The sequence below is a fragment of the Aeromicrobium sp. 9AM genome, assembly GCF_902506105.1.
Classification (GTDB): Bacteria; Actinomycetota; Actinomycetes; order Propionibacteriales; family Nocardioidaceae; genus Aeromicrobium.
This window is the reverse complement of record NZ_LR733304.1, coordinates 213119-238782: the sequence shown is the minus strand read 5'-3', so window position 1 is coordinate 238782 and position 25664 is coordinate 213119. Positions and strand designations below refer to the sequence as shown.

The window sequence follows — 25664 nt, the reverse complement described above, 5'->3', positions numbered from 1 at the left end:
GTGCTACTGCCGACCCCTAGGATCGACGTGTGAGCAAAGCCTTCGTCCGCGCTGCCCTGGTGGCCTTCGTCATCGCGGACATTGCGCTGGTCGTCGGTGTGATCCGGCACGTGGACAAGAGGCCACCGGTCGCGGATCTGCCGGTCTCCAAACCTGTCACGCCATCGGCGTCGACCAGCGCTGCGGCCGGGAAGCAGCAGGACTACCGGTTCAAGCCGGCAAAGGCCTCGTCGATCTCGATGTCCAACGACCAGACCCTCCTCTACGCCACTCGGGGTCAGTGCGACGGTGACGTGAACGCCAAGCTCGTGCTGTCGACCAACGGCGGCGCGTCGACCAGCACCCCCGACACCGGGCTCAAGGAGATCGTCGCAGTGTCCGCGGTCTCTCGTTCCGAACTGCACGTCGTTGGTGCCGACGGTGACTGTGCCCTGCAACGCATCGTCTCGACCGACGGGGGCGACTCGTGGACGCCGGACTCGTCCAGTGACTTCTGGTATCCGGATCTCAAGAATTCGAAGAAGGTTGTGTCCCCCGACCGGACCAGCAAGCCCGGCTGCATCGTCACCTCAATGAGCCAGATCGGTGACGACTTCGCCAGGGTCAGCTGCGCGGACGGCACGATCCGTGGCACCGGCAATGGCGGAGCGAAGTGGCTCAAGCTAGGCCATCTCGACAACGTACGTGTGGCGTCGTTCACGACCTTCAACGCCGGGTATGCGCTCGCGGCCTATCAGGGCTGCGCTGCCCAGCAGTTCACCACTCGGGACGGTGGCCGGACCTGGGCTCCGGGTGGCTGCATCAGCGGTGAGCCGGCGCAGGCGATCGGCGCCAACGACACGGGGCTCGTGGCGTTGGTCGCCAACCAGCTGTACGCCAGCGACAACGGCGGCAAGAGCTGGGCCCAGCCCTGAGCGGTCAGCGACAGGAGCTGCGAACGGTCACGCCGTTGGGCGTCGACTCGATGCCCGGAGTGCGAGACAGCACGACGTCGCCCCGCTGATCCTTGCCGGTGACCATCGTGGCCGCGACGGTGACCTTGGCGCCGGGCTCGAGCGAGAACGCCGCGAAGTTGACCGGTCGGCCGTCGAATGAGACGCCGTTGTTGGGCCGAAACTTGTTGTTGAGGGTGAACGCCACAAAGGTTCCGCCGGCCGGAGCGAACGTCCGGGTGTCGAGCACCATCGTCCCTTGCGGGCTCGCGAAGCCGTTGCCAGTGATGTACTCGGGCAGCTCGCTGGCGTCGGCGGGGGCCGTGGAGGTGTAGGTCGTCGTCAGCTGGATGGTCTGTGCTCCGGCGGAGGTGCAGCGCACCGACCGCGCCGAGACGTCGACATCGAGGTAGTACTGCATCTTCGACGCAGTCGAGTCGTTCATGTAGACCCCGACCTGCGGGTGCGCGGCCTTGCCGGTCGGGAACGCCCCGGAGATCTCAGTCGGCGCGAGTTCCGCCTGCTCTGACTTACGGGCTGACCACAGCAGCACCCGGTGCTCGTCGGCTGCCTTGGCGAGCTTCTCCAGGACCGTGCGGGAATCACCCTTGCCGTGCGTCACGGCGTCGAAGATGCGCTTGGCCGAGTCGGCGAAGAACACGTCCTGCTTCGTTGGGTCCGGATAGCGGGCGTACACGTCGTTGAGCAGGATGTCGACGGCGTTGTCACTGGTCAGCGTGGTGTTGTCGGCGGCCTTGATGGGGCCGGTCCCCTTGAGCAGGAAGCTCAGCGCGACGGGGTCGATCGACAGCACCCCGTCGACCTTCACGCCCAACTTGTCGTCGACCATTGCCCGGGCGATGCTCGCCGTGCGCGGAAAGTCCGGAGTGAAGTTGATGTCGCGGAAGTCCTTGGCCATCAGCTGGCCATACACGCGGCTCTCGTCCTGGGTGAGCTTGACGAACGGGTCGGCATACTGCGGAATGTCGGTGCCCGCTGCTCCCTGCTTGGTGAACGTGAGCTTGCCCTTGTCAGCCTTGAGGATCGCGAACGCGCCGGGGAGCCCGCCAGTGGAGCGCACCTCAGCATTGTTCTGGAAGATCAGCAGGTAGGTGCGCTTCTTGTCGATGCCGAGCATCTGAGGGGCGAGCCGCATGGCCTGCGCAGCTGACGAGGCTGCGGACTGTGCACTGGTGATCTTGTCGGTGAGGTCAGCGGCCGGCGACTTGAGGGGCCCGATCAGGTCATCCGTGTTGATGTCGAGGATCTTGTTGCGGTTGATGGTCAGCACCTGGCTCGCCTTGGTCACCGAGGGCGCGAGCGTCTGAAGCGTCGCCAGGTTGAAGCGCCCGTTCCTGGGCTTGAACACATCGGCGTCCAAAGACGACGACACCTTGACGACCGGCGGTATGCCTCGGACGGCGATGTCGTCGAGACTGGTGGAGATGACCTGGACCGCGTCGACGCTGCCGCCGACGAAGGGCAACTTGGAGAGACCATTCCACAGCGGGCCGTCGGTGTTGGCGCGAGCCGTGCTCGTCGACGCCTGCAGTTGGGCGAGCGTCGCCGTGGCGCCGGCCGTGTCGCCGTCAGTGAGCTGTTGTTGGAGGGTCTTGGCCTGATCCGCGGCCTCGTTCAGGGCAGTCTTGGCGGTGGCAGCCTGACGGGCGAGCACGACCCCGACGACGATGACCGCAATTGCGACGAGACCGAGGCCCCACACCACGGGACTGCCCTTGAGGCGCCGCCGGACTTTCGGGCGTCTCGGCCGGGAGCGGCGACCGGGTGGCATGCGCATCATCCTAAGGAGGAGGTCGGTCTGGCTGGGCCGGACATGGAGCCGCCACCGACTCGTCGCTGAGGGAGGCGGCGAAGAACCGGTGGCGGACTCAGGGCGATTGCAGTGCTGCGATCAGGCAGTCTTGCGGCGGCGGGCCGCAACGGTGACCGCGGCTCCGGCGACGGCCAGTCCTGCACCGATGCCCAACAGTGTGAGGTTGCTGCCGCCGGTGTCGGGCAGCGCGCCGTTGGTGTCGTCACCAGTGTTCGCGTCACCGTCCTTGCTCACGACCAGCTGGACGCTGTAGGTGTCTGTCTGCGGTACGGCGAGCAGGGTGTCGGAGCTGACGGAAGTTGTGAAGACCGCCGGAGTCACCGCCGCGGGATCGGAGGCCGCCGCGACGGACGGGTTGACCGTCGCCGGGTCCCACGTGCAGTGGGCAGTGATCGTGTAGGTGCCGGCTGAGTCGGGCGCGGTCAACGTGACCGTGTAGGTCGAACCGGAACCTGCGGGAGCGCTCTGACCGTTGAACGGTGAGAGTGTCCATGCGCAGTTGGTGCTGCCGGCGTCGAAGGTGACGCTGAACTCTTCACCCGGTGCCACGCCACTGGGGACGTCGGCCGAGAAGGGCGGGGGCGAGTAGGCGGCATTGGCGGCCGAGGCTGCGAACACGCTCAGCAGCGCTGCGACGACTATGGCAAACGCCAAACGAGTTTTAGGCATAGTCACATCTCCGAGTTTTGGGTCCGAGTACCAAGGATGCACGTGACTGCCGCGATAAATCAGACAACGTGTTGTGAGCAACTTATCGCACCAAGAACGCCTCGCGCCAAAAAAGTTCGAAACTGACCGTAACGTTTACTAGGTTTCAATCGTGTGTCGCGTTGTGAGCGGGGACACACGCCGCATTCGCCCGAATCGAGAGCGTCACTGAGTGATTCTTGGCGGTTCTGGTCGAAATATTTTCGCTACCAGATCAAGTGCGGCTGAGCCCGGTCAGGAGGTCTGGTCGGGTGTCGCTCTCCGCGAGCTCCGGCGACCGAACCAGGATCGCGAAGGCTCGGCGTGCCCGGCGTCGTCCGGTGCGTAGCCGTAGCCGTATCCATAGCCGTATCCATATTGGCCGGGCCCCTTGGTGGGCGTCATGTTGAAGATGACTCCGACCGGCTTCGCGCCGACAGCCCGCATCCGCTCGCCTGCAGCCCGAAGCTGGTCATTCGTCGTCTTGCCATGGCGCACAACCAGGATGGCGCCGTCCGACTGCGCGGCGAGCAGTGCCGCATCGGTCACGGGGAGGAGCGGTGGCGCGTCGATCAGCACGATGTCGTAATTCTCGCGCAGCTGCTTGATGATGGATGTCATCGCGTGCGACTTGAGCAGCTCGGCGGGGTTGGGTGGTGTCCGACCGCTGGTGAGGATCTCCAGATTGGGATGGATCGCAGTGTGTTGCATGGCTTCGTCCAGATCGACTCGTCCGACCAGCACTGTGGTCAGGCCGACCGCGGACTCGATGTTCAGATAGCTTGAGATCTTTGGTCGCCGAAGATCCGCCTCAACCAACGCGACACGTTCGCCGCCCTCCGCCAGGACGAGGGCCAGGTTGGTCGCGGTCGTGGTCTTACCTTCGGCCGGGAGTGAGCTCGTGACGACAAACACCTTGCGGTCCAGGTCCGGGTCGATGAACTGGAGATTTGTGCGCAGCACGCGAAATCCCTCGACCCGGGGGGCATAGGAGCCCAGGTCATTGATCAAGGGACTGCGCTCCGCGTCGGCGTCGTACGCGATCGCTCCGAGGATCGGTGCCTTGACCAGGTCTTCGAGGACCTTCATCGATTTGACCGTGGTGTCGAGGGTGTCACGGACCACTGCCATGCCGGCGCCGAGCACGAGTCCCAGAAGCAACCCGAGGGCGAGGTTGCGCTTGGGCCGTGGGGAGATGGGCGCGGACGGCTCCGAAGCCGGATCGACGACAGTGGCCTTGATGGTGGCCTCGTCCTTGCCCGGAGGCGTCTCCAGCTCGGCCACGTACCCCACGAACTGATCGGAGACAGCGCCAGCGAGGACCTTTGCCCGCTCAGGCGACGGGTCGGTCACCGTGACCGTCAAGATCACGGTGTCGAGCTTGGAGCTGGCGGAGATCTGCTTGGCGAGATCCTTGGGCGACTCGTCCAGGTCCAGCTCGTCGACCACACGCTGCGCGATCTGCTGACCGGTGAGGAGATCCGCGTACGACTTGACCCGCTGCAAAGAGAACTGACTGCCCTGAAGGGCCTGACTGTCATCGGTCGCGCCGGACGTCGAGATGAACAACCGCGCTGACGAGGCGTACTGGGGTGTGGCTGACCAGGTGAAGGCGGCTGCAAGCGCGACCGCGCCCAGCCCAAAGACGGCAATCATGATCCAGCGTGACCGCAGCACAGTCAGGTAGTCACGCAGGTCCACGGGTACTCCGTCCGAGAAGGATCAGCAGATTGATCTCCCACGAGTCTATCTGGGGGAGGGGGTCGCGACCGGCGGATCGTCGATGGCTCCGATGATCCTCATCACGTCCGTCCGCGGACACGGGGGCCAGAGCGGATGCCCGCGATGTGACGCGCCGCACGGTCGGGCAGTTCGGATCAAACTGCACCAATGCGGCGATAGGATCGACCGACCGCGTCGCTGCTCAGATGTTCCCGATGCGACTCGATGACGCGGCGACGGAGGGCAAGGTCACTCATGGTGATGGCGAACGCAGTCGCGCTCGTGCTACTTGCTGGCCTGATCACGGTGCGAAGTTTTGGCATGCGGTTCGCCGGCGTCTCGGTCGTCCTGTTCACGATCTGCTTGCTGCCGCTCACCCTGACCGACAGCCCGGTGATCGCCCACGTGGGAATCAGCGGCGCCGTCCCCCAAGTGCGCACCTTCACGATCGTGCTCTTCCTGTTGGCCCTGGCGGCACTTGTCACCGGCCGCGTTCCGCGCACCGGCTTCCTTGTCCTCCCCTTCGGGGTCTGGCTGGCCTTTGCGGCCACCCAAATCTGGCCAAGCACACCGATCGTCCATGCCGGCTTGCTCCAGCTCAGCGTCGGGGCGATCGCCTGGGTCGTCGGGACGTCACTAGGTGCCTCGATCCAGGACGACCGCTTGGCGCGAGCGCTCACGCTGCTGATTGCCGGAATCGTCGCGATCCAGGTCGTCGTCTGCACCTTGCAGTTCGCCGGTGTGCCGATCAACGCCCTCGCTTCGACTGAGTCCGACATCCTCGGTGGTCGGGTCAACGGCACCTCGAATCATCCCAACAACCTCGGCAAAATGCTCTTCCTGCTGCTCATCTTTCTGTTGCCACTGACGGAGCAGGTCAGTCAGCGCTTCGCCAAGCTCGCCCTGTCCGCAGCGGTGGCGATGTTCGTGCCGCTCGCCCTCGCTGAAGGGCGCGCCAACTTCGCCGCTGTCCTCGCCGCGTTGGTGCTGTGGTCTCTCCTGACTCCGAAGGGGCGGCAGATGGGGGCCAAGCTGGTGTTCCTGTGCTCGGCCGTAGTGGCGGTCCTGCTCTCCGGTGCCGTATTCCTTGCGAGGTTCGATGCAGACCCGTCCGGAGGGGTCCGCCCGCAGATCCTCGCGATCGCCATGCGGGCGATACCGCTTCATCCCTTCGACGGTGTGGGGCCCAACAACTACGTCACCGAGATCGCCTCGCGCGAGGGCTCTTTCATCCCCGTTCACAACACATACGTGCTCCTGGTGGCAGAAACCGGCCTGATCGGCGCGGCCCTGTTCCTTGGCCCTATCGCGTACCTCTTCTTGAGGGCCGTTCCGCTTGCCCGCGTCAATCCCCACGCTAGAGCCGTCGTCGCAGTAGGGCCCGGACTCTTCGTCGTCGGTTGGACCGGTTGGGGCCTTCTGGGTACGTCGATCCTCCCACTGATGATGTTCGCCTTCGGCTACGCGCTGTCAGCTCTCCGTCCAGGTGCGGGAGAATCGGCGGACCTCAGAGCGCTCCGGCAGCAAGAAGAAGCACTGCGATCTCGCTGAAGGCTGCCACGTAGATGATCGCTCCGCTTGTCGAGAGAGTGTGTGTCCTCGGAGCGCGAGCCGCGCGCTGACAGCACAACAAGACCGCGGGGAGCGCGAAGGTCGCTGCGGCGTACGCGCCGAGCTGATGGGTGATGCCGCCGCCGTCGACGAGCATCGCGCCCACGAACAGGACCAAGGTGACGCTGCTCGACAGGGCAATCGGCTTGGTCGAAGCGCGACGCAGGAATTGCGCGCTCAGCGAGTAGTAGAACGTCACATTGGCCGTAGCCAACGCCAAGAAGGCAGGGATGGATGCGGCTTCCGTCCCGGTGCTTGAACCATCCCGGTGGACAACGTAGGTGGCTGTTCCGATGACGAACAGGCACGAGGCGGCACCGACGATGGCGTACCTGCGCAGGTGGGACGAAAGGGAGCCGTGGTACTCCTCGACCTCGCTGGTCTGCATCGTGACGCTGAACAGGGAGTTGAAACTGGCGAGGAGTGTGAACCCGATGGACGCGCACAGCATCAGCTGGTGGCTGAGCAGCAACTCAGATGACGTGTCGTCCCACGAGGTGACGCGGATGCCCTGGATCACGAGACCGAAGCAGATGAGGTGGGGCACCAGTGGTCCGGCCCGCCCGATGCTGGACCGCAGGACCTCCTTGTCGATGGCATGGGGGCGCAGGGTGCCGTGGCGCAGCGAACGTGACATCAGGGCAGCTGCGGCGACGCATGCGACGGCGGACCAGCGATTGGTGCCCGTGGTGGAGAGGCCGCCCCAGTAGCCCACGACCCAGACAACGGGTGGCAGAGGTGCCGCGACGGCACCGACGACTGCTTGATGAAGCCGGCCCGTCGCGCGCCCCACTTGGGCACACAGGATGCCCATGGACAGCAAGCCGGCCATGCTTAGGGCCGACCCCAACAATGGGCCACCAGTGATCGGCAAGAATCCGAAGATGGCGCCGACGAGTGCGGACACCAGGCTGACGAGCACGCAGAAAGTCAGCGAATGCGACCACGTTCCGCGGCCGTTGCGGAGGGACTCTGCAGTGCCGCGATATTCATTTGGCAGCAGGTAGGCGAGTCCCAGCGTCAGTGCCAAGGACAGTGGAGCTGCGATTGCCAGCGACCGGATTGCAACATCCTGGAAGTGTGGACCCGCAGCGAAGCTAAGGTAGGTCCAAGCAAGAAACGCCCCGCCAGCAGAAGCCAGTTGGGTCGCGGGAAATACGTAGCGCCGTAGATGCACTCAACCGCCCGCACTCACTGGAGGACTGTGTGACGATCTCAGCATACTGGTGGGTTCCGACGCGCCCGGCCAGGACATTGGCCGGCGAAATGGTCCGTCACGGACGGGCCTGGGCCCGCATGATCCAAGCCAACCGAAGGATCAGCAACTTTGGTGACGCCGTGAACCCTTTGATCATCAAGGAGCTCTTCGATCAGCCGGTCGAATGGGCTCCGCTGGGCTCTGAGGACATGGTCTGCATCGGATCGGTCCTCGACAATTACATCCGCCTGGGTGGACGCGGCAAGGTGTTCGGGTCCGGTTCCCGAACCGGTGACGTCCAAGCCGGAGCGATCGACCGCGCACGCATTGTCGGTGTTCGCGGCAAGCTCACCGCCCGATCTCTGGGCCTTGACGAGGGTGCCGCCATCGGTGATCCGGGGCTCGCCGTGCGAAGCCTGACCCCGGTCGTGCCGGCCCAAGCGCGTACGGGCCCTGTCGTCCTTCCCCACTTCACCGATTTCGTAGGCGAGCGACGTCGGGCGATCCTGGAGATTCACCGCGCCGGGTACGACGTCGTGCTGCCCAGCGCAGCGCCTTTGGACATCGCGGCGCGGATCGCGGCCGCAGATCACGTCGTCACGTCGAGCCTTCATGCCGTGGTGTTTGCCGACGCACTGGAAGTGCCGGTTGCCAGACTCGGGTTCGCGAGTGAGGCCAAGACCGAGCCGGAGTACAAGTACGAGGACTATCGGTCCGTGTTCGGTATCGCGACACCCCGGGTCACGACGACCGACATTCTCGACGGTGGTCTGAGCAGAACGGCACGCGACGAGATGGATGCGGCGGTCGCGGCCATTGCACCGCAGGTCGACGGTGTCGTGGAAGGGCTGTTCCAGCACGCCAGATCGCGCTGACTATTCCGCGGCCGTGTGCTGCGCGGCCGATCGTGGCTCGAGCAGAGCGGCCCCAAGTGCCCGCGTGATGCTGTCGACGGAGTAGTTCTGTCGGGCCCACGCCTTGCCGGATCGTCCGAGTTCCTGACGTTCCATGGGTGACTCCAACAATCTGACCACCTCTTCGATCCATTCATCGGCGGTATCCGCCACGGCAACGTCGACGCCGGCTCGGGCTCCGGCCAACGAAGCAACCAAGGGGCTTGCCACGGTCGGTACGCCAAGCTCGAGCGACTCGATCAACTTCATCTGAACCCCAGTCGCGGTCGTCACCGGGACAATCGAAAGCCATGCGGACAGGTAGTGCTCATCCACTGAGTCGACGCGTCCGTGCACCCGTACATGCCCGTCAGCCAAGGAGCGAATCGCCTTGGTGGGGGCGTCACCGACCACTTCCAGCTGCACCTCGGGAACCTGCTGCCGTACCGCAGGCAGGACGTCGCGGCAGAATCGGGTCACGGCCTCGACGTTGGCGGCGTAGCTCATACGACCGACGAAGACGATCGTTGGACGGTCTGCCAAAGGGACCGGCCTGTGCGCCGTCTTGAGCGCGTGCGGGCTGCGTACGAGATGAACGTTTGAGTGCTCGGGACGCAGATCGGCGGGCGATGAGATGATCACCGCCTCGAACTCAGCGACGATCTTCGCCTCCTCGGCGCGCATGCGGCGCGCTTCCATCTTCATCACCAGTCGCTTGAGGATCGTGGAGACTTCCGACGCCTGCTGGTAGTAGGCGCTTCGGAACTCGTCCAAGTCGATCGCCATCCTGGCCGGGGTGTCGCGCACGACCTTTCGCCACTGTCCACTTCGGAGCGTGTTGAAGTAGATGAGGTCGGGTTCGAGCTCCGCGACAGCGCGACGCACGGCGACCCGCGACGCGCGGGAATTGACGTAGCCCTGCTGGAGGGGCCGCCCGCTGAAAACTGCGAAGGCCGCGCGCATAACTGCTGCGAGTTTGGTCATTGGTACACCGACGGTCGGGAACGGTAGTCGGTCGAGATCAGACTCATCTTCGGCATTCCAGGTTGCGGCCATCAGGTGCACAGTGTGGTGCTCACTGAGGTGAGTCAGCAGTCCCAGACTTCGCGGCCGACGTGCCGACGGAACCCATGGCGTGACTGCCAAGATCTTCACTCGTACATGCCGATGCTCTGCGTTCGGGTGATCAATAGGCACCGTCAGAGCCGAGGACCGCCCGTACTGTCCGCCACAGAATCGTGAGGTCGCTGATCATCGACCAGTTCTCGACATAGCTGGTGTCGAGCCGGATCGACTCCTCCCACGTCAGGTCAGAGCGACCAGAGACCTGCCACAACCCGGTCATGCCGGGCCGCACCGTGAGTCGGCGATGTGCGGCGTCGTCGTACAGCTCGACCTCGGCCTGTTGCTGAGGCCGCGGGCCAACCAAGCTCATGTCGCCCTTGAACACATTGAAAAGCTGGGGCAGCTCATCGATCGAGAAGCGCCGGAGGAAGGCCCCCGTCCTCGTGATGCGCGGATCATCGACGACCTTGAACAGGGGCTTGTCACCTGAGCCCTGGGCAGCGAGTAGCGCCGCCAGCTCGGCGTCGGCTCCCCGACGCATCGATCGGAACTTCATCATCCGGAACGGGATGCCGCGCAAGCCGATGCGTTCCTGGTAGAAGAACACCGGACCTGGGCTGCTGAGTTTGACCGCGATCGCGGCGCTCGCCATGAGAGGAGCGAACAGCACAACGAGGACTCCCGCCACCGTTCGGTCGAAGAGGGTTTTGGGCCACGTCCCGGCCTCTGCATACTGCGGCTCCTCGAGCTGGAGCAATGGCATCGACGCGACGGCCCGCATGTGGATGCGCGATCCAGCAACGTCGACCACGCCAGGGGACACAAAAAGTTGCACGTCGGCTCCCTCGAGCTCCCACGTGAGCTCACGCAGACCGTCAGGTCCCAAGTGTTCCGTGTCAGTGACGACAACGGTGTCCGCGTCGGCGATGGTCAAGGCCTCGGCCAACGTGCGATCCGAGCCCATCACCGGCACGAACCGCTCGGGCACATCGAGCCACTCATCCGGCTGGCCTGCGCGGTCGGGAACCCAGACCCCGGTCACCTTGAGTCCTGAAGAACGGTGCCGGTCAAAAACGCCTGTCACATGGATGCCGGAACGAATACCACCGATGACGAGGACGTGCGAGATGTTGCGCCCGATCCTCCGACTGCGTTGCAGCCAGACCCGCCACAACTTGCGATTCAGAAGGAGCAGCGCCAGCCCAAGGGGAAACGCGGTTGCCAGGTAGCCCCTGGACATATCCCACTTGAACAGCAGCGACGCGATGGCCAGAGTGCCGAACATGATGAATGTCGCGCGGACGATTCGCTGGTACTCGTCAGCACCCTCGCCCAGGATGCGCAGGTCGCGCGACTGGAACATCGACAGAGAACCCCACCACATGGCAGCGATGAACGCGCCGAGACCCTCGTAGCTCACGGAGAATGGTCCGTCGGCTGTCACGGTGGCGCTGGGTCCGAATCGCAGCAGCTCCGCGAGCAGTACCGCTATCACGAGAACCACGAGGTCGCTCACAAGCAGACCACGGCGGTAGAACGATGCCCAAGACGATCGGGTGGTGGCAGGCAGCTTCAGAGGCGCCTGAAAGTCGACGTCAAAGTCGACCGCCATCGTCCTGACGGCATGGTTCATTGGCACATCACTCCCTATGTGTCACGCAAGACCACGCCTTAATCGCCGCTCCCAACGACAGCATGTCTCAAGCGTGAGGCTATGCCGAGAGTGCGGCCCTGCGCACACGAAAAACCAAGAACGTGACGCAAGTCACAGTGACCTAATCTCCTTCGGATCGTTCAGGCAACACGATACGAGCCTGATGTTTCGGCCGAATGACAGGCGATCGCATATTTTCGCACCGTGATGGAAGACACATGTGAGGGACGAATGAACCACTGCTCTGCCCTCTGAAGCCCATCGGCAGACAGCCGCCCAGCACCACATCATGGCGGCATGCCGGGTCCCAAGAGGACCGCGAGCCACCGAGCGCGTTGCTATCGAGCCTGATCGCGGAACGGCGGGAAGGCCTCCGCACATCGGAGGTACCTGCGTCTTGGTGGACGGAGTGCAGTAGGTGGCACGGACCGGATGCCTGTCCAACTCTCGCGGCTGAAGGTGGACGGTCAGTCCCAGGTGCCCAGCCATTCCAGGGCACGCTCGGTCGCAAGCTTGTGCTGCGGCGGCACTGTGGCCAGCCGCTCCCTCACAGCTCCGGCGTCGACCAGGCCGGCCCTCAACAGCGCCGCCACAAAGTTCTGGTCCTTCTCACGCAGGGCGCAGAGCTTGGCCACGCAGAGGTCTTCTGCGTTCAAGCACCACCCAGTGAACTGCGGATCGCCCGACGGCGCGGCGGTGTTGGTGTTCTGCACCTTGACCAGCCGATCACGCCAGCCCTCTGGAAGCACAGATGTCTCCAGGTCCACGCCGTCGATGCTGTAGCCGTGAACCTCCTCAAACGGCGAGAACTCTCCTGCCACACCTTCGATGAGGTCTGCGAGCCGAGTTGTCTCAGCGTTGTCCCCGGCGATAGGGAGGATGTCGACCTCGATCGACATCGTGGCATCGGCGGGCAGCTGATCCTCGGCGAAGGTGCCGAGGATCGATTGCGATCCGACCACGATCACTTCTGACCGTTCGATGATTTGGCACGCGGTGCGGATCGCGTGTTCCAACTGATCGCGGCGCATCACCCGACTCCGGCCAAAACTTCTGCGCGTTCATCTTGCGGGAGCAGCCCGCCCATGGGAGAGACCTCACGCATCTCAATCGACTCCCGATCGAGGCCAGTCAGCACGCGCTGAATACCCAACACGTCACCCGTCTCGACGAGACCCTGCCATCGCCGGAGGTTCCGTGTGTGCGGCTGACCATTGACCCGACCACGAAACTTCTTGATGTTGCCCTCAATGGTGGGTCGCCACTTCTCGAACGTCGACCGCGTCAGATGAGACGACAACCGGCGATGCAGCTCCCACGACCGACGTTCAGAGCGGTTCAGATCCGGCTCCACCGGCCGTCGGATCACCTCCAGCCGAAACCCCATGCACGACAGCAACCGGTCCAGCTGCTCATCGCTCAGATCCACCTTGCCCGAAACGAACTGACTGATGCTCGGCTGACGCACTCCACTGATCCGTGACAGCCCGGACTGTGTGGTGCCCGTCCGGGACATCACTGTGCGCAATACCTCGCCACGACCCGTCATGATCGAACTATAGCAAAGGACGCTATACCATGTGCGATTCAAGTCGCGAACTAAACCCGATCTTTGGCAACACTGAGGCAACACGAGCGTCCAAAACAGCCAATAGTTGCCACAAACGTCCGACATGTCTGAGCGACAGATTCACTGCAATATCAATCAAAAACAGCGATGATCGACAATGTCCCATCGGGCCCTATTTCCACTTTCACGGCGGTAGCACGGGTTCGAATCCCGTTGGGGGTGCCAGTCTCTTCGGACGCCGCCCTGTGCACACGGGCGGCAGCCACGGGTTCGAATCCCGTTGGGGGTGCCACTCTCCACGCTCAGCGTGGGTGCGTCAGTCTTCGCCGTTGAGGACTCGCGTGGCCGCTTCGTGCATCGTGATGCCCCGAGTGTCGGCGTCGTGCGCCAGCACCTCTCGGGCGTCGGCGATGGAAAGGTGGCGCTTCTCCGCCAGGAATCCCGTGGCTTGCTCGATCAGTGCCTGCGACTCGGCGCGGCGCCCGATCCCGGTGGACTTCGCGATGCGACTGCGCAGCCGCTGCCCCGCCAGCCCACCGACCGGTGCATTCTGCTTGTCCTTCATCACCGGCTCCTCATAGGGGAGCCTGCGGCGCTTCTTGACCATCGTCGACCCTCAGCATCGTCTCGACCGAAATCCTAGGACCGGCCTTCTCCAGCTCGCAACAGTCCGCTGGAAGCGGGCCGACCCGCTGTGCGGTCGACGGCCCGCACTCCTGCGACTGTAACCGACACGCCACCGAGGTCCATGGCACGCTGTCCTCGTGAAAGTCCTCCGCGCGCAGCTCTCCGACGTGTCCCAGGCCGCTCCGCTCTTCGCGGCGTACCGGGAGTTCTACGGTGAGCCGTACGACCTGGACGTCTCGGCGTCGTTCCTGGCCAGCCGGTTGGCGCGCGACGAGTCGATCGTGCTGATCGCGCAGGACGATGCCGGCCAGACCGTCGGCTTCAGCCAGATCTACCCGGCGTTCTCCTCGACCCGCCTGGCCCCGATCTGGATCCTCAACGACCTGTTCGTCTCCGAAGCCGCGAGGGGCACGGGCGCGGTCGACGCGCTCCTCGACACGGCGGCGACCCTGGCCGTCGAGGCCGGTGCGATCGCGATCGAGCTCTCGACGGCGCACACCAACCTGCGGGCGCAGGCTGTCTACGACCGCAGCGGCTACGAGGCCGACACGGTCTACAAACACTACGAGAAGCCTCTGCCCTGACGGGCTCAGCGCTGGGCGATGTGGACGACGAGGTTGACCAGGGCAGCGAGCAGGACTGTGCCGAGCACGTCGAGGTTGACCCGGCGATGGCTCACGACCTCCGCACCTCGGGTCGTGGTGCGCTCGATGAGGCTGAACATCACGCCCAGCACCCCGGCTGACACCAGCACCCAGAAGGCCGCCTCGGTGTCGCCGTCGTTCGCGATGGCCAGGATGAACGCCACGACCGCCGTCGCGAGCGTCTTGGCCCCGTAGATGAACGACCGGGTGCCGATCGGGCGATCTGCCACGGAGTCGGGCTCGTCAGGCGTGTGGATGTCGGCCATGATTCGAGCCTAACGGCGAGAGTTCACCCCCGCGCGCCGTGCCGCGTGGCACTGTGGCGACATGACACGTACGCCCGACTGGTCGTCGATCGGCGAGCTCGTCCAAGGCTCGATCGATGCCGGCGACGAGATCGGCGCAGGCGTCTCGGTCTGGTACGAGGGCCAGGAGGTCGTCAGCCTCGCCGCCGGCACCCGCAATGCGGCCGGCGACCACTGGCAGCCCGACACCCTCGCCCACACGTACTCGACGGCCAAGCCGTTTGCCGCTCTGGCCGCGTTGACCGCCGTGGCCGACGGTGCGATCGGCCTCGACCAGCCGATCACCGATGTGTGGCCCGAGTTCGGCGCGAATGCCAAGACCTCGACGACGCTCCGGCACGTGCTGTCGCACCAGTCCGGGGTGTTCGCCTTCCCCGAAGCCGCCGCCTCGATCGATCCCCTCGACGGTGAGGCTCTCGTCGAGTCCCTCGCCGATGCCGTGCCGTTCCACCCGCCCGGTGAGGGCGTCGCAGAGCACGCCCAGACGTACGGACACCTGCTCCACGGCGTCGTCCAGCGGGCGACAGGGCAGGGACTGGCGGACCGGTTCACCGAGCTCGCATCGACGTACGGCTGGGACCTGCACCTGACCGTGCCGGAAACTGCCCTGCCGCGCGTCGCCGACCTCGCCTACCTGCAAGCGGGCTGGCCTGACAGCTACCTCGCCGATCCCGGGTCGGCCCTGGCTGCCTCGCTGGGACGTCTGCCCGGGACGCTCGACGTCGACCTGGTCAACAGCACCCGCTGGCGTACGGGCTGGTTCCCCGCGATCGCGCTCCACGCCACGGCGTCTGCCCTCGCCGGGTTCTACGCCCAGCTGCTCGACCCCGACGGTCCTGTCGCGCAGCGGATCGGCCACGAGCTGCTCCGCGAGTACACCTCGGTGCAGGTCACCGGCCACGACCTCGTGCTCGATCGCGAGGTGTCGTGGACGCTCGGGTTCCAGCGCGACGACATCGAGATAGGCATGGGCGGCATCGGCGGCTCGTCTGCGTGGGTGTCGACCGCCAAGGGCTACTCGAGCGCCTACGTCACCCGCGGGCTCGCGAACCACGACCGGGTGGACGCCGTGTGGGAGGAGATCGAGCGCCTGCTGTGACGGCCGCCGACATACTGGGGGCGTGAGCGCCGGACGATACGCCCCCTCGCCATCGGGCGACCTGCACGTGGGCAACCTGCGTACGGCGCTGCTGGCCTGGCTGTGGGCCCGCCGGTCCGGTCGCGAGTTCCTGATCCGCGTCGAGGACCTCGATCGCGTACGCCCGGGGGCCGAGCAGCGCCAGCTCGACGACCTGCGCACACTCGGCCTGGACTGGGACGGCGTACCGGTTCACCAGTCCGGACGACTCGACCTCTACGACGCAGCCATCGCTCGTCTCGACAGGGACGGTCGCGTGTACGAGTGCTTCTGCACCCGCCGCGAGATCCTCGAGGCGCCCACGGCCCCGCACCATCCACCCGGCGCCTATCCCGGCACCTGTCGCGACCTGACCGACGCCGAACGGGCGCAGCGCCGCACCGAGCGCCCGGCCGCACTGCGGCTCCGCGCCGACGTCGCGACGTTCACGGTCGAGGACGAGCTCCATGGCACGTACGAGGGAGCCGTCGACGACTTCGTGCTGCGGCGCGGCGACGGCGTACCGGCGTACAACCTCGCGGTCGTCGTGGACGACGCCGAGCAGGGCGTCGACCAGGTCGTGCGCGGCGACGACCTGCTGCCTTCAGCTCCCCGCCAGGCCTACCTCGCGACGCTGCTCGGCACGCGTCCGCCGGTGTACGTCCATGTGCCGCTGGCGCTCAACGCCTCCGGCCGGCGGCTCGCCAAGCGCGACGGCGCCGTGACGCTCGGCGAGCTGAGGGCCGACGGCATCGACACGTTTGCCCTGATCGCGGACTCGCTCGGGCTCACCGGCGCAACGCCGCAGGAGGTGCTCGCGACGTTCGACCCGGCGACGCTGCCCACCGAGCGGTGGGTCTTCGTCCCGCCGGGCTAGTTGTCGTTGATGAACGCCTCGAGCAGGTCGCTGACCGCCCTGGGCTGTTCGATCGAGCTGGAGTGGCCGGCGTTCGGCACGATCTCCAAGCGCGAGCCGGGGATCAGCTTGTTGATCTCCTCGGACTTGGCGACCGGCGTCGCGACATCGTCCGCACCCACCGCGACGAGGGTCGGCGCGGTGATGTTGCCGAGCTCTCCGGCGATCGGTTCGCGGTCGGTGACACCGTAGATCGCCTGCTTCATGCCCGATCGCTTGGCCGCCTTGACCTCGTTGAGCCAGGCCTCGATCTGCGGCTCCGACTCCGGACTGGCGAGGTAGGTCGGGCCGAACAGCAGTGGCTTGACCCGTGACTCGACCGGGCGCAGGCCGAACAGTCCGTAGATCCTGGCCAGCAGGCGGTACTGACCAACCTTGTCGGGGTCCTCGGGACCGGCACTCGTGTCGAGCAGGCTCAGGGAGCGGATGAGCTCGGGACGCCTCGCCGCGAGCCGCATCCCGACGAAGCCGCCCATCGACAGGCCGACCCAGTGCACCTTGCCGAGGGCGAGGTCGTGGATGATCGCGGCGGCGTCGTCGGCCAGCGTGTCCATGTCGTAGCCCCCGTCGGCCGCCGGACTTCGACCCTGGCCGCGCCAGTCGATCGTCACGCAGCGGTAGTGGGAGGCGAGCCGGTCCACCTGATCGTCGAACATCCGGCCGCTGAAGAGCAGCCCATGGCCGAACACGACCGTCGCCGCGTCGGGCCGACCCACAGGCGCCTCGGTGTCCTCGATGTTGATCTTCGCGCCATTGACCTCGACGAGCGGCATGCAGGCCTCCTGTTTCCGTCCCCGAGCATGGCAGCGGACGACCCGGACCGCCAGAGCGTACGAGGAAATGGCGCGACCCGTTGACAAGTATGTGAGTCATCACTAACTTAATTCCCATGTCACCAGCAACCCGCATGAAGGCCGAGGATCGCAAGCTCCTGATCCTCGAAGCCGCGATCGAGGAGTACGGCCGTTCCGGCATGCACGCGACCTCGACCGAGGTGATCGCCGAGCGCGCCGGCGTCTCCCAGCCGTACCTGTTCCGGCTGTTCGGCACCAAGGCCGGACTCATCGGGGCGGCGATCGAGCACCACACGGCGACGCTCCGCCGCACCTTCCGCGAAGCCGTCGAGCAGCGCGATGCCGACACCTCCCCGCTCGAGGCCATGGCGATGGCCTACATCGGCTTCATGAACGACGACGTCAACTCGATGCGGTGCCAGCTGCACACGTGGGCGGCCGGCTCCGACCCCGCGATCAAGGACGTCGCCCAGCGGACCTACCGCGAGATCTGGGAGGACATCGCCGCGCTGAGCGGCGCCAGTGCGGACGAGGTCCGCGACTTCATGGCCCAGGGCATGCTGCTCACCGTGGTGGCAGCCCTCGACCTCACCGAGCTGTACGGCGACCCGCTCGCCGTCGCGAAGGAGTTCTGATGTTCAGTGCACTCGGCCGCCTGGCCAACACCCACCCGCGTCGCGTCCTCGGCGTGACGGTCCTGTTCTTCGTCATCGCCGGCGTGCTCGGCGGTCCCGTCGCAGGGCTGCTCAACAGCGACAACGACTCGTTCTCCGACACCGGCGCGCCGAGCGCCAAGGCGATCGAGCAGATCGAGCAGGCCGCCGGGCAGGACGCCTCGCCGAGTCTCATCGCCCTGGTCGACGTCGACGACAAGGCGGCGATCGCCGAGACGACCAAGATCTTGTCCGACCCGTCGGTCGCCCAGGTCGTCGGTGGTCCCGAGATGGGCAAGCAGTTCGTCTCCAAGGACGGCTCGCAGACGTACTTCGCCGCGATCTACAAGTCAGGCGTCGACTCCGACAAGACCACCGAGCACCTCCGCGACGAGCTCGGCCGGGTCGACGGTGTGCAGGTCGGCGGGTTCGGCCCGGCGTACCAAGAGGTCAACGAGCACGTCGAGAGCGACCTCGTCACCGCGGAGCTCATCGCCTTCCCGCTGCTGTTCCTCGTGTCGCTGTGGGTCTTCAGGTCGGCGGTCGCCGCCCTGCTGCCCCTGCTGGTCGGCGGGCTGACGATCGTCACGTCGCTGCTCATCGTGCGCGGCATCAACGAGTTCGTCGACATCTCGATCTTCGCGCTCAACCTCATCACCGGCCTGGGCCTGGGTCTCGCGATCGACTACTCGCTGTTTCTCGTGTCCCGCTATCGCGAGGAGCTCGAGCGCGTCGGTCCCGGAGCCGAGGCCGTACGCCGGACCGTCGCCACGGCCGGGCGTACCGTCGCCTTCTCCGCGGTCACGGTCGCCGGCGCCGGGCTCGCACTGCTGGTGTTCCCGCTGCGCTTCCTGTACTCGATGGGCATCGGCGTGACGGTCGTGGCGCTCGCGGCCGCGGCGGTGTCGTTGATCGTCCTGCCTGCGCTGTTCGCCGTCCTGCAGCACCGGGTCAACGCCCTGGCGCCTCGCCGGTGGCGCGAGGCACAGCTCGCGGAGTCGCGGGCTGAGGTGCAGGGGTTCTGGTACCGGGTCTCGAAGTTCGTCATGCGGTTCCCGGTCGGCACGGCGATCGCCGGTGCCGCGATCCTGCTGGCCCTCGGAGCCCCGTTCCTCGGCGTCAAGTTCACCGGCGTCGATGCCACGGTGCTGCCCAACGGCAGCCCGGCCAAGACCGTCGACTCGGTCCTGCGCCAGGACTTCGTCGGCGCCGAGTCCTCGCCCCTCATCGTCGCGGTCACCGCGCCGGAGTCCGATGCCGCGGACGTCAAGGCGTACGCCTCGACGCTCGGCTCGCTCGACGGCGCCGCCCAGGTCGCGGAGCCACGCTTCCTCGGCGACGACACCTGGCAGCTCGACGTCGTCCCGAAGGCCACGACGTTGGACGACAAGACGCTCGACCTCGTCGGCGAGATCCGCGACACGGATGCGCCCGGCAAGGTGCTCGTCGGCGGCGCGAGCGCGGAGCAGGTCGACCAGGTCAAGTCGATCGCGGCCAACATCCCGTTGGCGCTGCTGATCCTGGCGGCCCTGACGTTCATCACGCTGTTCCTGATGACCGGGTCGGTCGTGCTGCCGATCAAGGCGTTGCTGATGAACGTGCTGACGATCAGTGCAACGTTCGGTGTGCTCGTGCTGATCTTCCAGGACGGCAGGTTCGAGGGCTTCCTCGACTACACCAGCCAGGGCGCGCTCGAGTCGTCGCAACCGGTGTTCCTGTTCGCGGTCGTCTTCGGGCTCTCGACCGACTATGCGGTGTTCCTGCTGACCCGCATCAAGGAGGCCCGTGACGCCGGTGCCGGTGAGCGCGAGTCCGTCGCGCTCGGCCTGCAACGTACGGGCCGGATCGTCACGGCCGCGGCGCTGCTGTTCGCCATCGCCCTCGGCGCCTTCGCGACATCGCAGATCATCTTCATCAAGGAGCTCGGCATCGGCACGGCTCTGGCGGTGCTGATCGACGCGACGATCGTCCGGGCGATGCTCGTGCCGTCACTGATGGCGCTGCTGGGCCGGCGCAACTGGTGGGCGCCGAAGCCGCTGCGCCGGTTGCACGACCGGATCGGCATCAGCGAAGGCGATCCCGCCGACCTCGAACGCGTCGACGCCTGAGCGCTCGTAGGGCGGTGACTTAGGGCCCAAGGCAGGAGCGCCACTGGGCCCTAGGTCACCGCTCAGCCTTGGAGGTACGCGATCACGGCGAGCACGCGGCGGTTGTTGCTGTCGTCGTCGGCGTCGAGGTCGAGCTTCATGAAGATGTTGCTGGTGTGCTTGCTGATCGCCTTCTCGGTGACGAACAGGGCGGCGGCGATCGCGGCGTTGGAGCGGCCCTCGGCCATGAGGCCGAGCACCTCCCGCTCACGGTCGGTCAGGCGCGTGATGGGACTGTCGGGCTGGGCCCGGGCGATCAGCGTCGAGACGACCTCGGGGTCGAGCACCGTGCCGCCACCGGCGACCGTACGCACGGCGTCGACGAACGTGGCGACGTCGGCGACCCGATCCTTGAGCAGGTAGCCGACCGCGCCATCACCGCTGCCGAGGAGCTCGCGGGCGTACAGCTGCTCGACGTACTGCGACAGCACGAGCACCGGGAACCCCGGGCGTTCGGTCCGCGCCGCGATCGCGGCGCGCAGACCCTCGTCGGTGAACGTCGGCGGCATGCGTACGTCCACCACCGCGATGTCCACGTCGTTGGCGCGCAGTGCCTCGGCGAGCTTCTCAGCGTCGTCGACGGCCGCCACGACCTCGAAGTCGTACGCCTCCAGCAGCCTCGTCAGGCCGTCCCGGAGGAGGGCGAGATCTTCGGCGATGACAACGCGCACGGAACCTCCAGCGTGACCACGGTCGGTCCCCCGATGGGACTGATCACGTCCATCGTGCCGTCAAAGGCGGCCAGCCGTCTCGCGACCCCCGCAAGTCCGGTGCCTGCGGACAGCGCAGCACCGCCCTTGCCGTCGTCCTCGACGACGACCTTGAGCGCCTCACCGTCGTGCGTGACCTCGATGACGGCCCGCGTCGCCCCGGAGTGCTTGCCGATGTTGGCGAGCAGCTCACTGGTGGCGAAGTAGACCGCCGACTCGACCGGTGCCGCGGGACGGCCACTCAGGTTGATCATGACCGAGACCGGGAGCGACATGTCGAGAGCGAGGGCCTGGACCGCACCGGCGAGGCCGCGGTCGGCGAGCACCGGTGGATGGATCCCGCGTACGACCGAGCGCAGGTCACCCAGGGCAGAGGTCGTCACCGCGCGGGCCTCGGCGAGCATCGCGGCAGCACCTTCCGGGTTCTTGGCCAGCATCTCCTCGGCCATGCCGAGGTTCATCCCCAGTGCGACGAGCCGGGCCTGGGCCCCGTCGTGGAGGTCGCGTTCGATGCGGCGGAGCTCAGCGGCCGAGTGGTCGATCGTCTCGGCACGGGACTGCGACACCTCGGCGACCCGGCGCTCGAGGAACTCCCGCGTCGGCGACAGCATCGCGCGGTCCAGCTCGGCACGCCAGCGCATCAGAACCGGCGTGAGCCACCACCAGAGACTGAACGCGACCAACAGGAAGCCCCACTCGATGAAGGACTCCGCCTGGGTGTCGAGCCTGAAGATGCCGTAGTTGGTGTCGAAGATGCCGCTGGGGGTCAGCCAGTAGACGAGCGGGAAGACGAGGTACCACAGCACGCCCAGGGCGAGGCCGAACGCGATCCACGCCAGGGCCCAGCCGAGCGTGACCGACATGTACGTCCACGCGAAGTCACGCCAGCGAGCCGGATCGACGGCCCACCGCTTGAGGAGCCCGAAGCCCGACACCGACTTCGTCGGGAGGTACGGCCGCTCGATGTGGATGCCGAGGATGCGGCCGGCCAGCCGGCGGTGCACGTTGGCGAGCTGCTGGTTGAACGGCACGAAGATCAGCAGCAGAGCCATGCCGACGCCGACAATCGCGACGCCCAGCGCGGTCGTGAGGATGCAGAGCAGCGCCAAGGCGGGGACCGCCAGGAGCACGTACGCGACTGACAAGACGGTCAGCTTCAACCGGCGCGACAGGCCGGCGGCGAACGACTCCCCCTCGAACGGCGAGGCGGTTGGGGCGGTGGTGCTCATGTGTGCTGCTCCGATTCGTATGGGCTGGTCGCTCAATCCTCGCGCATCGGGACCGTCGTGACAGTGGACTCAGGCCTACTTCCGATCGGGGTTCCAGCACCATGTCGGCGCGACTCGGGATTCACGAGGCTGGGTGTCACGTCATTCCGACCAGTCACACCGAGAGAAGGACACATCATGTCTTCGAACTCCCCCACCGTCAGGGTCGCTCGCTGGAGTGCGACTCACCCCTGGCGCGCCATCGGCCTCTGGGTCGCCTTCGTCGTCTCGGCGATCGCGCTCATGTCGACCGTCCAGACCAAGCAGGTCTCCGACGAGGACTTCCGCGTCGGCGAGTCAGGACGCGCCGCCGCCATGATCGACGACGCCGGCCTCGCCGCGAGCCCGACCGAGTCCGTGCTCATCACAGCCCCCAAGGGCTCGCTCGACTCCGCCAAGGCGGAGGCCGCTGCGACCCAGGTCTCCAAGGCCGCCACCGACGTCAAGGGTGTCTCTGACGTAGGACCACCGATCTGGTCGGAGAAACGCGATGCGTTGCTCGTTCCGATCACGATGTCCGGTGACGCAGACGACGCCGCGGACCACGTGGGCGCCCTGATCGACGCGACGGCCAAGGTCCAGAAGGCCAATCCGGCCCTCGACGTCGAGCAGGCCGGCGACGCATCGCTCGATGCCGGCATCAACGACAAGGTCGGCGAGGACCTCGCCTCAGCGGAGTCGATGAGCCTGCCGATCACGTTCCTGATCCTGCTCGTCGCGTTCGGCGCGTTCATCGCCGCCGGCATCCCGGTGCTGCTGGCGATCACGTCGGTGTTCACCGGCCTGGGCCTGTACGCCCCCGTCTCCTACCTCGTGCCCGACTCCGGCACCGTCGCGAATGTCGTGCTGCTGATCGGCATGGCCGTCGGCGTCGACTACTCGCTGTTCTACCTCAAGCGCGAGCGCGAGGAGCGTATGCGTGGGCGGTCCACGGTGGATGCGATCGAGATCGCAGCCGCCACCTCGGGCCGTGCGGTCGTGGTCTCCGGGTTCGCCGTGGTCGTCTCGATGTCGGGGTTGTTCATCACCCGTGAGCCCGTCTTCAGCGCCCTCGCGGTCGGCTCGATCCTCGTGGTCGTCGTCGCCGTGATCGGCTCGCTGACGGTGCTGCCGGCGCTGCTGGCCAAGCTCGGTCGCTGGGTCGACCGTCCCCGCATCCCCCTGCTGTGGCGGCTCAACCGTCGCATCGGTGCAGGTGGCATCAGCGGTCGTCTGATCCGTCCGGTGATCCGCCGGCCGCTCGCCGCCGCCATCGTCTCCGGTGGCGTGCTGCTCGCCCTCGCGCTCCCCGCGCTCGGCATGAAGATGCACCAAGGCACGATCAACACGCTGCCCCAGGACATCCCGGCTGTGCAGGCGTACCAGCGGCTGCAGCAGAGCTTCCCCACGGAGCGTCCCGGCATCGACGTGGTCGTGCACACCAGCAAGGGCAGCGAGGACGCAGCCCGCTCGGCGCTCGGGGCCGTCCAGGCCAAGGCCGTCAGTGCAGGTCTCGCCACCGCAGGCGACGACGCCATCACGGTGTCGAAGGACGGTCGCACGGTCGAGCTGTCGATGTACGCCGCGCACTCCGAGGGCGACGCCCGCAACGACGCCGCGATCGAGAAGCTGCGCGACACGATCGTCCCGCGTGCCACCGGCTCGCTCGATGGCACCAAGACGGCAGTGGGTGGATCCGTGGCCGAGGACTACGACTACGAGAACCAGCCGTCGACGCTCCCCTGGGTCATCGCATTCGTGCTGGTCCTGACGCTGGTCATGATGGGCTGGACGTTCCGCAGCGTCACGATCGCGTTGCTCACGACGGTGCTCAACCTGCTGTCGGTCGGCGCCGCGTTCGGAGTCCTGACCCTGGTCTTCCAGCACGACTGGTTCAACGGCATCCTCAACTACGAGTCCTCCGGATTCGTCGTCGACTGGATCCCGCTGTTCTGCTTCGTCGTCCTGGTCGGCCTGTCGATGGACTACCACGTGTTCGTCCTGAGCCGGGTCCGCGAGGGCCTCCGCAACGGCCTGCCGTACAACCGTGCGGTCGAGTTCGGCATCCGCGACACGGCCAGCGTCGTCACCAGCGCAGCCGTCGTGATGGTCTCGGTGTTCGCCGTCTTCGCGACGCTGAGCATGCTCGAGATGAAGCAGATGGGCATCGGCCTCTCGGTCGCGATCCTGATCGACGCGACGCTCGTACGCCTGGTGCTCCTGCCGGCGCTGCTGCTGAAGCTGCGCGGACGGCTCGAGCGTCTCGGTGACGTCAAGAGCGTCGAGGACGAGTACGCCCCGAAGCCCGCGCTCGTCTAGGCGGACTCCCTCTCCTTGAGCTTGTCGAAGGGAGAACCCAACGGCCCGGTCACCTTGCGGTGACCGGGCCGTTGAGGTTGCTGAGGGACTAGATCAGGCCCTTGCTGGTCAGCCATTCCTTGGCCAGCACGTCCGGGGCGGTCTTGTCGTCGCCCTGGTTCTTGCTGTTGAGGTCGAGCAGGTCAGCGGTCGTCAGCTGTGCCGAGACCTTGTCGAGGATGTCCTCGACCTTGTCCGATGCCTTCTTGTCGTTGATCAGCGGAACGACCTGCTGCGCGGCGATGAGGTTCTTGGGATCCTCGAGCGTCACGAGCTTGTTGGCCAGGATCGACGGCGTCGTGGAGTAGATGTCCGCGACGTCGATGTCGCCGTCGAGCAGCGACTTCAGGGTCTTGGGCCCACCGCCGTCGCCGATCGGAACGAACTTGACGTCCATGATCCCGTAGACCTTCTCGAGGCCCGGGATGCCGTAGGCCCGCTCCTTGAACTCGGGGTTGGCGCCCAGCGTGAGGCCCTTGACCTTCTTGAGGTCCTCGATCGTCTTGAGGTCGTTCTTGGCGGCGAACTCCGGCGTGACGTTGAGCGAGTCCTTGTCCTCTGCCTTGGCGGCGTCGAGGACCTCGAGGTTGTCGGGCAGCGCGTCGTCGAGTGCCTCCTCGATGTCCGCCTCGGACGTCGCCGTCGCCTTGGGGTCGAGGTAGGAAAGCAGGTTGCCCGAGTACTCCGGCAGCAGGTCGATCTCACCCTTCTTGAGCGCCGGGATGTAGACCTCACGAGCACCGATGTTGAGCTTCTTCTTGACCTTGACGCCCTTGGCCTCCAGTGCCTGCGCGTAGATCTCGGCGATGATCTCGTTCTCGGGGAAGGCGGCGGAGCCGACCGTGATGGTGTCACCGGCGGACTTCTTGCCGCCCGTGTCGGTCGGGTCGCTGCCACACGCCGACAGGGACAGACCCAGAGCGGCGGCCGCGAGGCCGGCGGTGAGCTTGGTGATGGACATGTTTCTCCTTGATGGGTTG

23 protein-coding genes are annotated in these 25664 nt (G+C 66.2%); 9 read left to right on the top strand and 14 right to left on the bottom strand.

Annotation, left to right across the window (positions count from 1 at the left end; translation table 11 throughout):
• Positions 1-29 precede the first annotated feature (29 nt).
• Positions 30-914 carry a hypothetical protein gene (locus tag BOSE46_RS07265; RefSeq protein WP_159539607.1) on the top strand — a complete coding sequence of 295 codons (885 nt, stop codon included), beginning with the start codon at positions 30-32 and terminating at the stop codon, positions 912-914.
• Between the two features lie 4 nt (positions 915-918).
• Here BOSE46_RS07265 and BOSE46_RS07260 read toward each other — a convergent pair whose 3' ends face one another.
• From BOSE46_RS07260 to BOSE46_RS07250, 3 genes are all read right to left on the bottom strand, one after another.
• On the bottom strand, positions 919-2724 hold the full coding sequence (locus BOSE46_RS07260; RefSeq protein ID WP_159539606.1) for a DUF4012 domain-containing protein: 1806 nt from the start codon (positions 2722-2724) through the stop codon (positions 919-921).
• 120 nt (positions 2725-2844) lie between these two features.
• On the bottom strand, positions 2845-3435 hold the full coding sequence (locus BOSE46_RS07255; protein WP_159539605.1) for an LPXTG cell wall anchor domain-containing protein: 591 nt from the start codon (positions 3433-3435) through the stop codon (positions 2845-2847).
• 273 nt (positions 3436-3708) lie between these two features.
• Positions 3709-5154 carry a polysaccharide biosynthesis tyrosine autokinase gene (locus BOSE46_RS07250; RefSeq protein ID WP_159539604.1) on the bottom strand — a complete coding sequence of 482 codons (1446 nt, stop codon included), beginning with the start codon at positions 5152-5154 and terminating at the stop codon, positions 3709-3711.
• A gap of 276 nt (positions 5155-5430) precedes the next feature.
• Between BOSE46_RS07250 and BOSE46_RS07245 the strand changes: the two genes are divergently transcribed.
• Positions 5431-6726 carry an O-antigen ligase gene (locus tag BOSE46_RS07245; RefSeq protein WP_159539603.1) on the top strand — a complete coding sequence of 432 codons (1296 nt, stop codon included), beginning with the start codon at positions 5431-5433 and terminating at the stop codon, positions 6724-6726.
• On the opposite strand, the gene BOSE46_RS07240 is transcribed toward BOSE46_RS07245, so the two are convergent.
• Positions 6683-7816: a hypothetical protein gene (locus BOSE46_RS07240; RefSeq protein WP_159539602.1), complete on the bottom strand. Its 1134-nt coding sequence runs from the start codon at positions 7814-7816 to the stop codon at positions 6683-6685. The genes BOSE46_RS07245 and BOSE46_RS07240 overlap by 44 nt on opposite strands.
• Before the next feature lie 176 nt (positions 7817-7992).
• Here BOSE46_RS07240 and BOSE46_RS07235 point away from each other — a divergent pair, with 176 nt between their 5' ends.
• On the top strand, positions 7993-8859 hold the full coding sequence (locus BOSE46_RS07235; protein ID WP_159539601.1) for a polysaccharide pyruvyl transferase family protein: 867 nt from the start codon (positions 7993-7995) through the stop codon (positions 8857-8859).
• Here BOSE46_RS07235 and BOSE46_RS07230 read toward each other — a convergent pair whose 3' ends face one another.
• The 5 genes from BOSE46_RS07230 to BOSE46_RS07210 all read right to left on the bottom strand — a co-directional run bounded on the left by BOSE46_RS07230 (position 8860) and on the right by BOSE46_RS07210 (position 13773).
• Positions 8860-9933: a glycosyltransferase family 4 protein gene (locus BOSE46_RS07230; RefSeq protein WP_159539600.1), complete on the bottom strand. Its 1074-nt coding sequence runs from the start codon at positions 9931-9933 to the stop codon at positions 8860-8862. It lies immediately after the preceding gene.
• 130 nt (positions 9934-10063) lie between these two features.
• A complete protein-coding gene (locus tag BOSE46_RS07225) occupies positions 10064-11575 on the bottom strand; it encodes a sugar transferase (protein ID WP_201299569.1) in 1512 nt (503 codons plus the stop codon).
• Positions 11576-12063: 488 nt separating this feature from the next.
• The gene (locus BOSE46_RS07220) at positions 12064-12627 is read right to left on the bottom strand and encodes a DUF6036 family nucleotidyltransferase (RefSeq protein ID WP_159539599.1); all 564 of its coding nucleotides are present in this window, start codon (positions 12625-12627) and stop codon (positions 12064-12066) included.
• Complete coding sequence (locus BOSE46_RS07215; protein ID WP_201299568.1) at positions 12627-13145, bottom strand: helix-turn-helix transcriptional regulator; 519 nt, start codon at positions 13143-13145, stop codon at positions 12627-12629. Before BOSE46_RS07215 ends, BOSE46_RS07220 begins: the two co-directional genes overlap by 1 nt.
• A gap of 337 nt (positions 13146-13482) precedes the next feature.
• The gene (locus tag BOSE46_RS07210; RefSeq protein WP_159539598.1) at positions 13483-13773 is read right to left on the bottom strand and encodes an ANTAR domain-containing protein; all 291 of its coding nucleotides are present in this window, start codon (positions 13771-13773) and stop codon (positions 13483-13485) included.
• A gap of 157 nt (positions 13774-13930) precedes the next feature.
• Between BOSE46_RS07210 and BOSE46_RS07205 the strand changes: the two genes are divergently transcribed.
• Positions 13931-14377: a GNAT family N-acetyltransferase gene (locus BOSE46_RS07205; protein ID WP_159539597.1), complete on the top strand. Its 447-nt coding sequence runs from the start codon at positions 13931-13933 to the stop codon at positions 14375-14377.
• 5 nt (positions 14378-14382) lie between these two features.
• Here the strand turns inward: BOSE46_RS07205 and BOSE46_RS07200 are convergent, their stop codons facing one another.
• Positions 14383-14703, bottom strand: a complete 321-nt coding sequence (locus tag BOSE46_RS07200) for a hypothetical protein (RefSeq protein WP_159539596.1) — start codon at positions 14701-14703, stop codon at positions 14383-14385.
• Positions 14704-14764: 61 nt separating this feature from the next.
• Here BOSE46_RS07200 and BOSE46_RS07195 point away from each other — a divergent pair, with 61 nt between their 5' ends.
• Both BOSE46_RS07195 and gluQRS read left to right on the top strand, forming a co-directional pair.
• Positions 14765-15841, top strand: a complete 1077-nt coding sequence (locus BOSE46_RS07195; RefSeq protein WP_159539595.1) for a serine hydrolase — start codon at positions 14765-14767, stop codon at positions 15839-15841.
• Between the two features lie 22 nt (positions 15842-15863).
• Positions 15864-16736, top strand: a complete 873-nt coding sequence (gene gluQRS, locus BOSE46_RS07190) for a tRNA glutamyl-Q(34) synthetase GluQRS (RefSeq protein ID WP_159539594.1) — start codon at positions 15864-15866, stop codon at positions 16734-16736.
• Here the strand turns inward: gluQRS and BOSE46_RS07185 are convergent.
• Positions 16733-17548, bottom strand: coding sequence for an alpha/beta fold hydrolase (locus tag BOSE46_RS07185; protein WP_159539593.1), 816 nt, complete (start codon positions 17546-17548; stop codon positions 16733-16735). The two genes, gluQRS and BOSE46_RS07185, sit on opposite strands and share 4 nt — an antisense overlap.
• A gap of 116 nt (positions 17549-17664) precedes the next feature.
• On the opposite strand from BOSE46_RS07185, the gene BOSE46_RS07180 reads away from it, so the two are divergent.
• Together BOSE46_RS07180 and BOSE46_RS07175 are read left to right on the top strand one after the other, a co-directional pair.
• The gene (locus BOSE46_RS07180) at positions 17665-18204 is read left to right on the top strand and encodes a TetR/AcrR family transcriptional regulator (RefSeq protein WP_159539592.1); all 540 of its coding nucleotides are present in this window, start codon (positions 17665-17667) and stop codon (positions 18202-18204) included.
• Complete coding sequence (locus tag BOSE46_RS07175; protein ID WP_159539591.1) at positions 18204-20330, top strand: MMPL family transporter; 2127 nt, start codon at positions 18204-18206, stop codon at positions 20328-20330. The genes BOSE46_RS07180 and BOSE46_RS07175 overlap by 1 nt, the downstream gene beginning before the upstream one ends.
• Positions 20331-20392: 62 nt before the next feature.
• Here BOSE46_RS07175 and BOSE46_RS07170 read toward each other — a convergent pair whose 3' ends face one another.
• Entirely contained in the window at positions 20393-21040 is a 648-nt protein-coding gene (locus BOSE46_RS07170; RefSeq protein ID WP_159539590.1) for a response regulator transcription factor, read from the bottom strand.
• On the bottom strand, positions 20992-22308 hold the full coding sequence (locus tag BOSE46_RS07165; protein WP_159539589.1) for a histidine kinase: 1317 nt from the start codon (positions 22306-22308) through the stop codon (positions 20992-20994). Before BOSE46_RS07165 ends, BOSE46_RS07170 begins: the two co-directional genes overlap by 49 nt.
• 177 nt (positions 22309-22485) lie before the next feature.
• On the opposite strand from BOSE46_RS07165, the gene BOSE46_RS07160 reads away from it, so the two are divergent.
• On the top strand, positions 22486-24645 hold the full coding sequence (locus BOSE46_RS07160; RefSeq protein ID WP_159539588.1) for an MMPL family transporter: 2160 nt from the start codon (positions 22486-22488) through the stop codon (positions 24643-24645).
• An 88-nt stretch (positions 24646-24733) separates the two neighbouring features.
• Here BOSE46_RS07160 and BOSE46_RS07155 read toward each other — a convergent pair whose 3' ends face one another.
• Complete coding sequence (locus tag BOSE46_RS07155) at positions 24734-25645, bottom strand: ABC transporter substrate-binding protein (RefSeq protein WP_159539587.1); 912 nt, start codon at positions 25643-25645, stop codon at positions 24734-24736.
• Positions 25646-25664: the final 19 nt, after the last annotated feature.

Excerpts from the sequence above, each read along its gene's own strand:
- BOSE46_RS07255 (WP_159539605.1), bottom strand. The coding sequence starts at position 3,435 with ATGCCTAAAACTCGTTTGGCGTTTGCCATAGTCGTCGCAGCGCTGCTG.
- BOSE46_RS07230 (WP_159539600.1), bottom strand. The coding sequence starts at position 9,933 with ATGGCCGCAACCTGGAATGCCGAAGATGAGTCTGATCTCGACCGACTA.
- BOSE46_RS07210 (WP_159539598.1), bottom strand. The coding sequence starts at position 13,773 with ATGGTCAAGAAGCGCCGCAGGCTCCCCTATGAGGAGCCGGTGATGAAG.
- BOSE46_RS07220 (WP_159539599.1), bottom strand. The coding sequence starts at position 12,627 with ATGCGCCGCGATCAGTTGGAACACGCGATCCGCACCGCGTGCCAAATC.
- BOSE46_RS07245 (WP_159539603.1), top strand. The coding sequence starts at position 5,431 with ATGGTGATGGCGAACGCAGTCGCGCTCGTGCTACTTGCTGGCCTGATC.
- BOSE46_RS07215 (WP_201299568.1), bottom strand. The coding sequence starts at position 13,145 with ATGACGGGTCGTGGCGAGGTATTGCGCACAGTGATGTCCCGGACGGGC.
- BOSE46_RS07175 (WP_159539591.1), top strand. The coding sequence starts at position 18,204 with ATGTTCAGTGCACTCGGCCGCCTGGCCAACACCCACCCGCGTCGCGTC.
- BOSE46_RS07185 (WP_159539593.1), bottom strand. The coding sequence starts at position 17,548 with ATGCCGCTCGTCGAGGTCAATGGCGCGAAGATCAACATCGAGGACACC.
- BOSE46_RS07200 (WP_159539596.1), bottom strand. The coding sequence starts at position 14,703 with ATGGCCGACATCCACACGCCTGACGAGCCCGACTCCGTGGCAGATCGC.
- BOSE46_RS07165 (WP_159539589.1), bottom strand. The coding sequence starts at position 22,308 with ATGAGCACCACCGCCCCAACCGCCTCGCCGTTCGAGGGGGAGTCGTTC.
- BOSE46_RS07195 (WP_159539595.1), top strand. The coding sequence starts at position 14,765 with ATGACACGTACGCCCGACTGGTCGTCGATCGGCGAGCTCGTCCAAGGC.
- BOSE46_RS07260 (WP_159539606.1), bottom strand. The coding sequence starts at position 2,724 with ATGCCACCCGGTCGCCGCTCCCGGCCGAGACGCCCGAAAGTCCGGCGG.
- BOSE46_RS07180 (WP_159539592.1), top strand. The coding sequence starts at position 17,665 with ATGTCACCAGCAACCCGCATGAAGGCCGAGGATCGCAAGCTCCTGATC.
- BOSE46_RS07160 (WP_159539588.1), top strand. The coding sequence starts at position 22,486 with ATGTCTTCGAACTCCCCCACCGTCAGGGTCGCTCGCTGGAGTGCGACT.
- BOSE46_RS07155 (WP_159539587.1), bottom strand. The coding sequence starts at position 25,645 with ATGTCCATCACCAAGCTCACCGCCGGCCTCGCGGCCGCCGCTCTGGGT.
- BOSE46_RS07225 (WP_201299569.1), bottom strand. The coding sequence starts at position 11,575 with ATGAACCATGCCGTCAGGACGATGGCGGTCGACTTTGACGTCGACTTT.